General features: G+C 34.9%; 12 protein-coding genes. 10 read left to right on the forward strand and 2 right to left on the reverse strand.

Going from position 1 to position 14,232, the window contains the following annotated elements:
- The first annotated feature begins 25 nt into the window (after positions 1–25).
- The 10 genes from ftsZ to FJ213_03200 all read left to right on the forward strand — a co-directional run bounded on the left by ftsZ (position 26) and on the right by FJ213_03200 (position 12,097).
- Positions 26–1,306, forward strand: coding sequence for a cell division protein FtsZ (ftsZ, locus tag FJ213_03155; protein ID MBM4175160.1), 1,281 nt, complete (start codon positions 26–28; stop codon positions 1,304–1,306).
- A gap of 113 nt (positions 1,307–1,419) precedes the next feature.
- Positions 1,420–2,070 carry an HAD family phosphatase gene (locus tag FJ213_03160; GenBank protein MBM4175161.1) on the forward strand — a complete coding sequence of 217 codons (651 nt, stop codon included), beginning with the start codon at positions 1,420–1,422 and terminating at the stop codon, positions 2,068–2,070.
- Positions 2,071–2,235: 165 nt separating this feature from the next.
- Complete coding sequence (locus FJ213_03165) at positions 2,236–2,910, forward strand: hypothetical protein (GenBank protein ID MBM4175162.1); 675 nt, start codon at positions 2,236–2,238, stop codon at positions 2,908–2,910.
- Between the two features lie 10 nt (positions 2,911–2,920).
- The gene (gene rfbB / locus FJ213_03170; protein ID MBM4175163.1) at positions 2,921–3,934 is read left to right on the forward strand and encodes a dTDP-glucose 4,6-dehydratase; all 1,014 of its coding nucleotides are present in this window, start codon (positions 2,921–2,923) and stop codon (positions 3,932–3,934) included.
- An 8-nt stretch (positions 3,935–3,942) separates the two neighbouring features.
- Complete coding sequence (locus tag FJ213_03175; GenBank protein MBM4175164.1) at positions 3,943–5,283, forward strand: nucleotide sugar dehydrogenase; 1,341 nt, start codon at positions 3,943–3,945, stop codon at positions 5,281–5,283.
- A complete protein-coding gene (locus FJ213_03180; protein MBM4175165.1) occupies positions 5,280–6,371 on the forward strand; it encodes a UDP-N-acetylglucosamine 2-epimerase (non-hydrolyzing) in 1,092 nt (363 codons plus the stop codon). The genes FJ213_03175 and FJ213_03180 overlap by 4 nt, the downstream gene beginning before the upstream one ends.
- A 19-nt stretch (positions 6,372–6,390) precedes the next feature.
- Positions 6,391–8,103, forward strand: coding sequence for a hypothetical protein (locus FJ213_03185; protein MBM4175166.1), 1,713 nt, complete (start codon positions 6,391–6,393; stop codon positions 8,101–8,103).
- A gap of 43 nt (positions 8,104–8,146) precedes the next feature.
- Positions 8,147–9,379: a hypothetical protein gene (locus FJ213_03190; protein MBM4175167.1), complete on the forward strand. Its 1,233-nt coding sequence runs from the start codon at positions 8,147–8,149 to the stop codon at positions 9,377–9,379.
- Between the two features lie 43 nt (positions 9,380–9,422).
- A complete protein-coding gene (locus tag FJ213_03195) occupies positions 9,423–10,811 on the forward strand; it encodes a hypothetical protein (GenBank protein ID MBM4175168.1) in 1,389 nt (462 codons plus the stop codon).
- Positions 10,808–12,097, forward strand: coding sequence for a flippase (locus FJ213_03200; GenBank protein ID MBM4175169.1), 1,290 nt, complete (start codon positions 10,808–10,810; stop codon positions 12,095–12,097). The genes FJ213_03195 and FJ213_03200 overlap by 4 nt, the downstream gene beginning before the upstream one ends.
- Here the strand turns inward: FJ213_03200 and FJ213_03205 are convergent, their stop codons facing one another.
- Together FJ213_03205 and FJ213_03210 are read right to left on the reverse strand one after the other, a co-directional pair.
- A complete protein-coding gene (locus FJ213_03205) occupies positions 12,098–13,033 on the reverse strand; it encodes a glycosyltransferase (protein ID MBM4175170.1) in 936 nt (311 codons plus the stop codon).
- Between the two features lies 1 nt (position 13,034).
- Positions 13,035–14,135 carry a glycosyltransferase family 4 protein gene (locus FJ213_03210; GenBank protein ID MBM4175171.1) on the reverse strand — a complete coding sequence of 367 codons (1,101 nt, stop codon included), beginning with the start codon at positions 14,133–14,135 and terminating at the stop codon, positions 13,035–13,037.
- Between the last annotated feature and the right edge of the window lie 97 nt (positions 14,136–14,232).

Below are 14,232 nucleotides of genomic sequence, written 5' to 3' on the forward strand. Positions count from 1 at the left end.
ACAACAAACTCACAATGGAGGAACAATGACACAACATCGTCTTGACCACGAAGAAACACGATTGCGAAAATACTCCATCGTAATCGATCGGGAAGAAAGTCCCATAGCTAAAATCCGCGTTGTAGGTATCGGTGGAGGTGGCTGTAATGCTATCGACAGTATGATGCGACGCGGCTTAACTGGAGTAGATTTCATCGCGATAAATACGGATGCTCAGGTTCTTGAACGAAATCCTGCTCCACATAAAATTCAAATTGGAAGAACGATTACAAAAGGACTCGGCGCTGGCGGTGATGTTACCGTTGGACAAAAAGCAATGGAAGAAGACCGAGACAAAGTTGCAGCTGCTCTCGCTAACAGCGATATGGTCTTTGTAACCACTGGTCTTGGCGGTGGAACTGGAACAGGAGGCTCTCCAATTCTTGCATCAATTGCCCGAAGTGCTGGATCTCTAGTAGTAGGAATTGTAACGAAACCTTTCAAATGGGAAGGTGCACCAAGAATGCAAAACGCAGAAAAAGGCTTGTCGGCACTAAAGGATCATGTAGATAGTCTAATCGTTATTCCAAACGAACGACTTTTTGCAATAATAGATAAGAAAACTTCCTGCTTTGATATTTTTGATAAACCGAATGAAGTTCTTTACGATGCAACAAAAGGTATCTCCGATGTAATCATTAAAAAAGGAGTTATCAACGTTGATTTTGCCGACATAAGAACAGCAATGCGTCAAGGTGGAGATACTCTTATGGGATGCGGCAGGGCTAAAGGTGAAAACAAAGCTATTGAAGCTGCAAATCGTGCTATCACTAGTCCACTCTTAGAAGGTTTGGATATTCGTGGTTCAAGAAACGTCTTAGTGAATATTACTGGCTCAGGCAACTTGTCTATGGATGAAGTGCAAGCAGCCATGAAGACGATTACAGAAGCTGTCGGTGAAAATGCATACGTAAAATTCGGTGTTGTTCATGATGAATCATTCAATGATGAAGTTATGATCACCGTAATTGCCACCGGCTACAGCAAAGTAAATAAACTCGTACCAGACATTCCAATCATTGAACTTCATCCAAGAAAGCAGATTACCTCAATTGAATCGACCGAAGGTTTAATTAATACTTATTCTCCTGATAAGTTGGATGTATTAAGCACACCTTCTTACCTGCGAGCTCGTGCTGATATTAATGCAAAACTTCAATTCCCGGAAACTCAAGATGAATCATTCAGTAAGAATTTTAAGGAAGCTTCCGATACAGAAGATGATGTCAGCGAAAAATCAGCACTGCTAAGAAAAATGATGGATTAAGTTCTCTCCAAATACCGTAAACATAAGCTCCCTTCAGGCGAAAATTTGGAGGGAGTTTTTATAGAAATTTATAATTCTATTTTTTCTAACACTCCTAAAATCACTATTATTGTATTATGATTAAAGCAGTTTTGTTTGACATGGATGGAGTGATCGTTGATTCACTTCATTATCATTACTTAGCATGGGATAAAATGTTCGGTGACCGAGGAGGAAAGGTTTCAAAACAAACTGTTCTGCTTCATGAAGGAAGAAATTCATTTGAAATACTTCCGATACTTATGGAAGAATCAGGCGTTAGAATTCCAGAAGAAGAACACGACAAATTTATTTTAGAGAAAAGAGAATATTATCGTTCAATAGTTCAGTTGACTTACTATCCAAATGTGTTTGAGACAATCAGTGAATTACGAAATCGTGGTTTTCTGACTGCTTTGGTTACCGCTTCAGCAAGAAAGAATATGGAAAAATCGATTAATGGTGAACGGCAAAAACTATTCGATGTAATCGTAACTGCCGAGGACGTATTGAAGGCAAAGCCAAATCCAGATCCATTTATAAAAGCCCAGGAATTACTCGGCGTGACTGCTGAACAATGTGTCGTGATTGAAAACGCTCCACTTGGTATTGAATCTGCCAAAAATGCTGGGATGAAATGCATCGCAGTCGAAACAACTCTTGGTAAAGATTATTTGCAGAAGGCAGATTTCATCGTTAACTCAATTGAAGAAATACTCGGCTTTTTTCCGATGTTGGAAAAATAGATTTTTAATCCTTCAATAGATAAATCAACTGCATTAATTGGATGTATTAGCGGTAATATATATTGTAGTCCTTGAAACTCACTCACTCTTTAGGTAAATTTGCCGTCGATGTTTTATAATAGGGTTGTATTTTTTTGTTGTTTTATACTTTTAACAATAAATGTAATGGCTCAAAATAATTTTGAAGGAAGAATCGGTTTTGCCGGTGGTTATTTTGCAGGATGGAATTTGACAGATTTTGATAAGCTTAATTCATTTGTCAATTTACATGACTCTCAAAAGTTTTCAAGAAATGGCTTTTACTTTCACGGCGGTGGGGGATATGTTTACATTATGATCATCCCAAACTTGCGAGTTGGTGGAATTGGGATGAGCGGAAGTCAATCAATCAGTTCAAGAATAAGTTCAGGAACCGTGCAAAAAATTGAGTATCATCAATCGTTCGGCGGACTCAGTGTTGAATATACTACTTCACTCTCGTCGGTTAACATAAGTTTTGGCGGAATAATTGGAATCGGCGAAACAAAATTGCATTTGAAAAATTTAATACCAAATTCGGACTGGAATGACATTTGGAAAAATTTTGGTGATACGATATCAATTAATCAAAATTATTCAAATTTGCTTACGACGACTTACTTTACATTCATTCCCACGATGAATATTGAGTATAGCTTAAATCGATTCACGGCTTTACGATTTGGATGTGGTTATGCATTTAACTTCGCGAGAGATTGGTACATAAATGAAAGTGAAAAAGTAAATAGTGTACCGTCCGCCATTATCCGAAGTAGTTTCTATTTGACTGGTGGAATTTTAATTGGATTTTTCTCTAACTGATGGAGGATCGTTGAAAAACATATTAGTAACTGGCGCTGCAGGTTTTATCGGCAGCAATTTTGTTAAACTCCTTTTTACAAAAAAAGACAACTTTAAAGTTATTGTTCTTGATAAATTAACCTATGCCGGAAACATTAAAAATCTTGAGGATGTAGATAAAAACGCAAATTTCAAATTTTATAAAGGAGATATTTGCAATTCCGAATTTGTTGAATATATCATTTCTCAAGAAAATATTGATATGCTGATTAACTTTGCAGCTGAGTCTCACGTCGATAGAAGTATTCTAAGTTCTTATGAATTCATAAATACGAATGTGATTGGCACAAATGTTCTTCTCGAAGCTGCACGGAAATTTGAGTTGAACCGCTTTGTCCAAATTTCAACCGACGAAGTTTATGGCTCACTTGGGAAAGAAGGGAAGTTCTCTGAGTTAACTCCACTCTCACCAAATAGTCCTTACAGTTCATCAAAAGCAAGTGCAGATTTGTTAGTCAGAGCTTACCATAACACTTATAATGTTCCAACTCTAATTACCCGGTGTTCAAATAATTACGGACTATTTCAATTCCCTGAGAAGCTGATTCCGCTAATGATTATCAACGCCCTGAATAATAAACCTCTACCGGTTTATGGGGACGGAATGAACGTTAGAGATTGGATTTTTGTGGAAGATCATTGCGAAGCGATCTATGACGTCGCCACTAAAGGAAAAGTTGGAGAGATCTACAACATTGGTGCAAATACAGAAAAACCGAATATTGAAATCGTTAAATTGATTTTGAAAGAATTGGGCAAAGACGAAAGTTTGATCAATTATGTTAAAGATAGACCAGGACACGACAGAAGATATGCAATTGATTCATCGAAAATTGAAAAAGAACTTGGGTGGAAACCGAAACACAATTTTGAAAATGCGATTCGCAAAACCATTGAATGGTATTTGACCAATAAAAAATGGTGGGAGGAAATAATCTCCGGCGATTATCAGAACTATTACAAACAGTGGTATATTGAAAGGTAATTTTTTTTATGAGTACTCTTGAACAAAAATTAAATACTAAAAAAGCTGTAATCGGAGTAGTTGGGCTTGGGTATGTCGGCTTGCCTCTCGCAGTTGAATTTGCTGTAAAAGGATTTAAGACGCTCGGCATTGATGTCGATCAATCCAAAGTTGAGTCAATAAACAACGGAAAGAATTATATTCAGGACATTAAAGATGCGGATTTCAATAAAGCAGTCAGGAACAAAAAATTAACTGCTGAAAATCACTTTCTCTCAATTCCTGAATGCGATGTGATTTATATTTGCGTTCCTACTCCATTCACAGAGAACAAAGAACCGGATATTTCATTCATTGTTCATGCTGCTAAAGAAGTAGCAAAAGGATTGAGGTACAATCATTTAATAATTCTTAAAAGTACTACCTTTCCAAATACAACTGAAGGGTATGTGCAGCCAATTTTGGAAAAAACCGGATTGAAAGTTGGAAAGGACTTTTACTTAGCTTTTTCACCGGAGAGAATCGATCCCGGTAATCAAGTTTGGACGACAAAAAATACTCCAGTAGTAGTCGGCGGCGTTACAAAGAAATGCACAAAACTTGCTGCACTGGCAAATTCAAAAATTATTTCAAAAGTTGTGGAAGTGTCGAATCCAAAAGTTGCCGAAATGGAAAAACTCTTAGAAAATATTTTTAGGAGTGTAAACATCGCGCTTGTGAACGAATTAGCTCTGCTCTGTGATCGTATGGGTGGAATTAATATGTGGGAAGTGATCGAATCTGCATCGACCAAACCTTTTGGATTTATGCCTTTTTATCCTGGTCCTGGAATTGGAGGACATTGCATTTTAATTGATCCTTATTATTTAGAATGGCAGGCGAGATCCTACGACTTCATAACAAAATTCATTACGCTCGCAGCTGAAACAAATGAAAACATGCCTTTCTACGTTAAGTCGATGATCCTTCGTGAAATGAGTCAGATGAATAAGTCCATCAACAAAGCAAAAATTCTTTTTTTAGGTGCAGCTTTTAAAAAAGATGTTGATGACACGCGTCACTCACCTGCAATAAAAGTAATGGAACTTCTCCTAAAAGATTACCAAGTTGATTTAATGTATAATGACCCGTTTGTACCAGAAATCGAAATCAATGGATTGAAGTTAAAATCAAAGAAATTGTCAAAAGACTTAATTAAAAAAGCCGATTTAGTAGTAATTGTGACAAATCATTCCGCATACAATTATGACATGATTGTTAAAAATGCGAAAAGAGTTATTGATACACGCAATGCAACAAAAAATGTAAAATCTGGTCGCGAAAAAATTGTTCTGTTAGGTTCAGGTAATAAAAAGGGGTATTCGGTTTGAAAAAAGTTATCAGTGTAGTTGGTGCGCGTCCGAATTTTATGAAGGTCGCCCCGCTCCATCGGGCGTTTCAAAAATATAATGATCAAGTTCAGCATTTGATTTGTCACACAGGGCAGCATTATGATGTTAACATGTCAAAAGTTTTTTTTGAAGAGCTCGAACTTCCAAAACCGGATTTTTATTTAGGGGTCGGCTCAGGCTCGCATGCTGAGCAAACTGCAAAAATTATGATTGAATTTGAAAAAGTCCTTCTAAAAGAGAAACCAAATTTAGTTATCGTAGTTGGAGATGTTAATTCTACGGTTGCCTGCAGTCTTGTTGCTGTGAAACTCGGAATTAAAGTCGCTCATGTGGAAGCCGGCCTTAGAAGTTTTGATAGAACAATGCCTGAAGAAATAAACAGATTACTCACGGATTCAATAGCAGATTATCTTTTCATTACAGAAGTAAGTGGTGTACAGAATTTATCTAATGAAGGAATTGATGAAGGCAAGGTTTTCTTTGTCGGAAACTGTATGATTGATTCACTCATAAATTATCTGCCGAAAATTGATAGATCGAAGATTCTCACTGAAATGTCTCTCGCCAGCAGGGAATATATTGTAGTAACATTGCATCGTCCAAGCAATGTTGATGATCCTTCAAACATAAAAGAAATATTTTCACAATTCTCAAGTCTCGCAGAGAATTACAAAATTGTATTTCCGATTCATCCTAGGACTCGAAAGAACCTCGAACATGCTGGATTGACCGATATCCACAAAAATATTTTATTAATCGACCCAATTGGCTATATTGATTTTGTAAATCTCGTAAAAAATTCTGCTTTAGTGCTTACAGATTCAGGCGGAATTCAGGAGGAAACGACTTATCTAAAAATTCCATGTTTGACTTTACGAGACAATACAGAAAGACCGATTACAACTACTTTAGGTACAAATAAACTGATCGGAACGAATTACAACAAAATTTATGATGAAGCTCACTCTCGTCTCAATAAAAAGCAAACGGATTCCTCCATTCCGCCTCTATGGGATGGAAAAGCCGGAGAGAGAATAGCAGAGATCCTCGTAAAGAATTTAAATTGAAATTATTAAATCTAGTTCAATGAAAGACATAAATAGATATTCCTTTATTTTATTAATCCTGTCACTTCTTTTTCACAACAGTACTTTTTCACAGGATAGAGACCTAAGAAACAAAATCCCTTCAATGGATGAATTATTACAGAAAGCGTCGTTACCAAAAACGGGCACTGCAGCAACTCCGCTTGAAGGAGCGATCGATCCAGAAACGTATATCATCGGACCAGGTGATGAATTTACTATCGGTATATGGGGAGCAATGGGAATAACATATTCAATCAATGTTAATCCAGAAGGAAGCTTGATCATTCCTACAGTTGGTGTTGTTAAGGTAACTGACCTTAATCTTGCAGAAGTGAAGAAAAAAGTCAGCGAAAAAATCAAACAGAAATATTTGACTTCAGAAGTTTCAGTAACTCTTACTTCGCCAAGAAATTTTTTAGTGCAGGTTTCTGGAGTTGTATCGAACCAATCTGCATTCAAAGTATCTTCAGTGGATCGTGTTGATAAAGCAATTATAATGGCAAACTTAACAACAATAAGTGCTGCCAATACTCTGTTGATAAATCCATCAAAGGAGAATGAAAGAGAGTTGGCATTAGACTTACAAAAGCTTGATCCGAATAAAATCTCAGATATTTATAAACGGATCTCTACACGTAAAGTTATTCTCCATAGGAAAGATGGGACTAACGTTAATGTTGATTTGCCAATGTTTTATGCAACAGGCGAGGATAAGCATAATCCATACCTAAGGGAGGGGGATAGAATTTTTGTCCCGCTGAAAAATTTGTTTTTCGATTTCATTTCTGTTTATGGTGAGGTGAATAAAAGCGATGTGTATGAATTTGTTGAGGGGGATGACCTTGAAAAAGCGCTTCTCATTGGCGGAAACTTCACTACAATGGCTAACAAGCAAAAAATTTATTTGTATAGACTTAATCAATCGATTAAGAAAAGAGATGAGCTTGTACTTAAGTTCCCTGAAAATAAAGATTTCAAACTTGAGCGCGGAGATCAGATCTATGTAACTTCATCTGAAGATAAACCAAATAATTTTATTGTTTACCTTTCCGGACAAATAAAGAATACTGGAGCTTTCCCAATTTTACAGAACGATACAAAACTTTCTCAAGTTATCAGTGCTGCAGGAGGTTTTACCTCTGAAGCTGATCTCGGTTCGGCTCTTATTATCCGTGCCAGCGAATCTGTAGGAGAGTTTATTGATGAAGATTTTGAGTTAATTCAAAATTTGCGATCAGCTACTGCGAAATCTTTGGATAGTCTATACTTGATAAGAGAGTTGAAACTCAAAAGACGCATTGTGAATGTTGATTTTGTGAAATTGTTTAGGGAAAAAAAATCTGAGCTAGATATCACATTGAAAAATGGTGATATTATTCATGTTCCACCAGTAAATCAAAACGTCTATGTTTTTGGTCAGATAAAAAATCCCGGATACCAGCCTTATAGAGATAATATAGGATTTAATGACTATGTTTCGCTTGCCGGTGGATTCAGTGAGAACGCCGATAAAAGTGAAGTCAAAGTAATTAAAGCGAGAACCTATCAATGGCTTGATCCTGATGAAACTGAAATTCAAGCAGGCGATGCAATTTGGGTACCGCGCGAACCAGAACGCCCATTTTTATATTACTTTTCAATCGCACGGGATGGACTTGGAATCATCGCATCATTAGCTACAATATATCTTTTAATCAATCAGCTTAAATAATAAATATTAAATTAGAGTATAACGAACGAAAGATTGTAAATTAATGAATAAAGAAAACAACAGTGAGCAGCAAAAAAGATTTGAAGATTTCATCATTGTTCTGGTCAAATATAGGAGAATTATTCTTTGGAATACAGGAATTGTAACATTACTCGCTGTAATTATTTCTCTCTTAATGCCAAATTGGTATACATCTACAGCATCGATTCTTTCGCCAAAGAAAAAATCTGGATTGTTTGGTGACATAGCAGGATTTTCTACAGCTATAAAAGATATCTCACGAACTTTAGGCAGATTGGGAACCACGTCCGATGAAGCTTTTAATTATTTAGCGATCCTTCAAAGCCGTTCATCATTCGAAAAGGTTATCAGAAAATTTAATATTCGTGAAGTTTATGATTTTAGTGAATCTGCACCCATAGAAAATGTAATCGGTGCATTCGAAGACAATGTTCAGTTTAATGTGGAAGATGAAGGAAATATCACAATAAAAGTTTCGGATAAGGATCCAAAGAGAGCCGCTGATATGGCAAACTACTTTGTTCAGGTATTAAACGATATTAGTATCGAGCTTGGAGTTGCAGAAGCACGCAACAATCGAGAATTCATTGAAAAAAGGTATGAACAATTAAAAGTTGATCTTAAAAACATCGAAGACAGCTTAAAAATGTTTAGCGAAAAGTATAGTGTCTATGCAATAGATGAACAAACTAAGGCGGCAATACAAGCTGCGGCAGAAATCAAAAGCTTGATAATGATTGAGGAAATTAAACTTGAAGTCTTGCGAAAAACTATGGACGAAAGCAGTCCGGAAATTCAGCAGGCGAAACTGCAAATTAAAGAGATGAATAGTAAATTGAATCAAATGAAATTTGGAAGGGAAAAATTAAACAAAGAATCTTTAAGCTTGTTTGTGCCTTTTGGCGATATTCCTGAAGTCGGTATTCAATATCTAAGACTTAAGAGAGATTTTGAGATTCAGACAAAGCTAATGGAGTTTTTACTTCCGATATTTGAGCAATCAAAAATTGAAGAACAGAAGAATATCCCAGTAGTGTTGGTTTTGGATGTAGCAGTCCCGGCAGAAAAAAAATCAAGTCCTAAAAGAAGCATTATTGTATTGGCTTCATTCTTAATCTCATTTTTCTTATCCATCTGTTTCGTGCTGATAAAAAATTCCTTTGTAGAGATCAAAAACGAGCACTCTCGATATAAAAAATTAAGAGAGGAAATTTTTCTTCCGATGCAGCGTATGTTTGCATTCCGGAAAAAGTAGCGGTTCCAGATAATAAGTTGTGATTTTGAAAACGAACCAATCAATGTTATCTCTTATAAAAGATTTCAAATTTTTATTTCTTCTAGAGTTACTTTTAATAATTTCTTTAATCGTAATCGATTACACTGCACCCCTAATTATTTTGGGTGGATTTGTATTATTGCTTTCACTGAAGTTTCTCTATGAAAATCCGGCGTATGCTCTCTATCTTTTGTTATTTGCAATTCTTGCAGGATCCGTAGGCGAGGTGAAAATTAGCGGTAAAATTCCTCAGATCTTGTTTGTTGATATATTTTTTCCGCTTCTATTCTTAATTTTAATTTTCAAAGCTCTTTTTGAATCAAATGAAAAAAAAAATTGGCATTTTTTTTCAACTCTTTTGCTAATTTTTTTAGCGTGGGGGCTGCTTAGCTTTTTTATAGCAGTAGACAAGCTCAGAACTTTGTTAATATGGAAAAGTTATTTCTACGGGCTGGTATTTTTCTTATTTACCTATAGATTCACAAAGTCGCTGAGTGATATTAAAACAACCATAAGAATGCTGATATTATTTGGGGTTATACTTTCAGCGATTGAATTTTCGATCATAATTGAATTGGGGGGACTTGCCAGAGGAATTGTGGGACTTTTCTTGAAGAAAAATCTTCTCGCAACTTCCTGGGGAAAGTCAAATTACTTAGCGACATTTTATGTTCTATTAATTCCTCTAACCATTGGATATTTCTTATATCTAAAATCTATAAATGAAAAAATTCTTGTTGCATTGTCTATTATAGTTATGTTTTCTGCGATTGTATTCACTCTGTCTCGGGGTGGGATGCTGGCTTTATCAGCAGCGATTATTTTTTTATTAGGTAGAATATTAAAACCTAAAACTTTTCTTCCACTTTTGTTTACAATAATTTTAGTTGCACTGATTCTTTTATTGAATCCTTTGACGTATGTATTGGTTGAAAGGATAGCCACTGTTGAACAAAGCTTCTCATATCACACTCGTCTGAATTTTTATAAGGATGTCTGGCAGATGTTCTTGGATAATCCTATCATAGGTGTAGGGATCGGTAATTTGGGTTATCATGCAAAATTCGTTATACTCGATCATGCTTCAGCTCACAATATCGTGTTGGGGCTATTAGGTGAAACTGGCGTACCTGGTGCTATAATGTTCATCACTCTGCTTATCGGAGTTATTGTTTATTTTATAAAATCATATAGAAGAGAAAAAGTTGACTCGAATAAAATCTTATTATGGTCGTTTTTGAGTTCAATAGTTGGAGTTTATGTTCATTCGTTGATGGAGCCTAATTTTGAAGGATTTCAGTTCTCAATAGTCTTTTGGACGTCTGTCGGTTTAATGGTTCGGTTCGCGGAGATATTAAAAGTTTCAAATTCTGAAACTCTTAGTAATCATGAAAAGAGTAATAAAATTTGATACTTAAACGAATTACCGATCAGCTTAAACGGCAGGATAGAAGAAAAATAATAGAGAATTTTTTTTCGTTGTCATTCCTTCAGGTTGCAAATTATATACTTCCGCTCATTACACTTCCTTATCTGGTTCGTGTTTTAGGACCGGCAAAATTTGGTCTGAATGCATTTGCTCAATCTTTTATGTTATATTTTATTTTTATAACAGATTTTGGATTTAATTTATCTGCAACACGTGAAATTTCTATTCATCGGGAAAACAACAAAAAAGTTTCAGAAATTTTTATATCTGTTTATGTCATTAAAGCCGTACTTTTTTTAATCTCCTTTGCGATCTTTCTTTTTCTCATCACTTTCGTTGAACAGTTCATTGAGGAGAAACTATTTTTCTTCCTTAGCTTTTTAACTGTTATTGGCTGGATACTCTTTCCCCAATGGTTCTTCCAAGGCGTCGAAAAGATGAAATTCATCGCTATTGTTAACTTCATCTCGAAACTCATTTTTACAGTAACTGTTTTTATTTTCATTCGAAAAGTGGACGACTACATGGTTCTTCCAGTTCTAAATTTCATTGGACTATTGGTTTCAGGAATAATTTCGTTGATAATCGTTTTTAGTACGTACAGAATAATTGTCAAGATACCTTCGTTTGAAGTAATCAAACAGCAATTTATTTCCGGACTGCAAATTTTCATTTCGAACGTTGCTATGAATCTTTACACAACTAGTAATAGCGTTATTTTAGGATTTTTAACTAGTAATACGATTGTTGGGTATTACTCTGCAGCCGAGAGAATATTTAAAGCATTTCAATTTCTTGGTATTCCTCTATATCAGGCGATATTTCCACATTTCTCAAAGCTTATTAGTGAAAACCGAGAGGAAGCAATTAGGCAGTTTAATAAGCTATTCAAATACGCAATGCTGATAACTTCAATTTTATCGATGGTAATCTTTTTTTCATCTCCCATAATTATTAAGATACTCTTAGGCGATGAATATGCTAGCAGTATTTTAATCTTTTCGATTTTATCGCTTGGATTGACTATTAGCTGGGGTAATTACACACTTGGAATTCACGGTTTGATTAACTTCGGACATGAAAAAACATTTTCAAAAATCGTCTTAATATTTGGGATAAGTCATATATTTGTATTAGTAATCGCAATAAGCTTATTTGGTTATTTATCTGTTCCTATTATGTGGATCTTTACAGAACTGATGATTTTCTTATCTGTGTTTTATTGTCTAAAAAAATTGAAAATCATTCAGCTCAACTTCGGGTACTAATCACTTTTTTCTCAACTTCATCTTATAAACAAGATCGCCAAGAAACATTTTCACATTTTGATATAGGAATATTTTTGGTAGAAGTTTTATTAGACTCATTTTACCCTCTAAGAAATTGATTCGCATTTCGTTTAAGTGTATTTGATTATAGAATAAATCATTACTCGTGTTGGGAAGGTTCTTCCATTTGAAGATATTAATTAACTCTTGTAAGAAACAGTTAGTTCTTCTAAGCCCCTCCATTCTTTCTATCAAAGTATATCTTATTTGGTAGTTATAATTGAGGCCAAGCGTATTTTCCGAGTGCATTCTATAAAACACTAAAGGGTTATTAGAATAGTATATGGAATTTTTATTAAGAACACTTGCTAGTAGAAGCAAAAACCAGTCATGAGCAAACATTTTGTCGTTAAAATAATTGAGATATTGTTTTAATTCAGACCTGAAGGCGATTGTGCATCCAGGGTAAGAATTCCCTTTTAATAATTCTTTCGTTGTTACTGGTTTGCTAATTTTAAATGGCCGTATTCCCGAAATCAATTTATCCTTGTCATCAATCATTTTAAAAGCAGAAATCAATACCTTTATTTGCTCATCATGATTCATGAAATCTTCAATGGATTTTATTTTCTCCGTTGTAAAAATATCATCCTGGTCGCTCAGCAATATGAGATCGCCTGAAGAAGAATCGATTGCATTCTTAAAATTTCTTGCGAATCCCAAATTCTCACTATTTTTTTTAAGAATGATTGAAATAGGGTAATTACGAGCTTTTTTAGTTATAAACTCTGAAATGATGTCATAGGTCTTGTCAATCGAGTGATCATCGTGAATTACGATTTCGTCCGGAAGTCTGCTTTGCGATATCAACGAATCTAACTGCTTCTCAATATACTTCTCACCATTGTATGTAGCCATTACCACCGAGATTTTCATTTTATCGTCCTATTATCTTAATGATCTTTTTCACAATATCGTCGGTATTGAAATCATTTAGCCATTTACTACGAGCGCTGTTCGAAAATTGCACCCATCGATTTTCATTTGTTGAGAGTTGAATAATTTTTTCCGACCAGGTTCTGTTGTTTTTTATCAAATAACCACAACGATCATCCTCAATTACTTCCCGATTGAATCCAACGTCTGAAGCGATTACGGGTATTCCAAATCCCATGTATTGTACTGCCTTAAAAGCACATTTTCCTTTTGTTATTTCGTTATCGTCCAATGGCATCAAGCCGATGTGAATATTTTTCAATTCATCGACTGCTACTTCTCGTGTCCATAAAATGTTATTTATCTTTATGAAATTTGCACTCGCTTCGAGACGAGTATCTGAGACTATTCTTAATATGAGTTCTTTACCAAATTCTTTTTGCAAGACCCCAGCACTTTTATCTAAATAAATTAAAATTTTTTCTAAGAACCGGAGATTATTAAATGTGCCTAACCATCCGAGGGTTACTGTCTTCGGATAATCAATTAATCTTTTTTGATTTGCTGATTCTAAATCGAATTCAGCACATTCAACATCACTTGTAGGTAAGAAGACAACTTTATTGATATATTTTTTATCCAAGCAGTCCTTCAAAAACTGATGACAAACAATTATCGAAGCAGACTTTTCGCTTAACAGGTTGAATTCAGCTTTTGATGTTTCATTTATTGCGAGAATATTATCATCTATATCCCAAATTATTTTGTTCCGATTTATAAGTCTGCTTAAGATTTTCTTTTGAATAAATCCAAGCCGCCGTGGATATATCTCCCGCTGGATAAATAGTATAGACCTAGGATGAAATATCATTAGAGAAATTTTGAGGCATAATTTCAATTGGACGATAGGGTAGGTGATAACTTTTAATAAAATGCTCAGAAATTTATTTTTAGAACACTTGCCAAGATACTTGTAGTAAAACGAAGGAAAACTGCTTATAACATTTACAACATGAAATTCTTTTATATAATTTAGATACTGATATATTCTATAGTAATTTGATGGATTGATATGGTGTCGAATGAAAATGTTTAGCTTCATGAAGCTGATTAAGACTCGTTGAGATTTAAAATTGATGTTCTAATCACAATAATAAATATACTCAGACTGAAAGAAATTGCATAGATTTTTTTTATGG

The sequence above is a fragment of the Ignavibacteria bacterium genome (assembly GCA_016873845.1).
Classification (GTDB): Bacteria; Bacteroidota; Ignavibacteria; order Ch128b; family Ch128b; genus JAHJVF01.

Excerpts from the sequence above, each read along its gene's own strand:
- ftsZ (MBM4175160.1), top strand. The coding sequence starts at position 26 with ATGACACAACATCGTCTTGACCACGAAGAAACACGATTGCGAAAATAC.
- FJ213_03165 (MBM4175162.1), top strand. The coding sequence starts at position 2,236 with ATGGCTCAAAATAATTTTGAAGGAAGAATCGGTTTTGCCGGTGGTTAT.
- FJ213_03175 (MBM4175164.1), top strand. The coding sequence starts at position 3,943 with ATGAGTACTCTTGAACAAAAATTAAATACTAAAAAAGCTGTAATCGGA.
- FJ213_03185 (MBM4175166.1), top strand. The coding sequence starts at position 6,391 with ATGAAAGACATAAATAGATATTCCTTTATTTTATTAATCCTGTCACTT.
- FJ213_03190 (MBM4175167.1), top strand. The coding sequence starts at position 8,147 with ATGAATAAAGAAAACAACAGTGAGCAGCAAAAAAGATTTGAAGATTTC.
- FJ213_03195 (MBM4175168.1), top strand. The coding sequence starts at position 9,423 with ATGTTATCTCTTATAAAAGATTTCAAATTTTTATTTCTTCTAGAGTTA.
- FJ213_03205 (MBM4175170.1), bottom strand. The coding sequence starts at position 13,033 with ATGAAAATCTCGGTGGTAATGGCTACATACAATGGTGAGAAGTATATT.
- FJ213_03210 (MBM4175171.1), bottom strand. The coding sequence starts at position 14,135 with ATGAAGCTAAACATTTTCATTCGACACCATATCAATCCATCAAATTAC.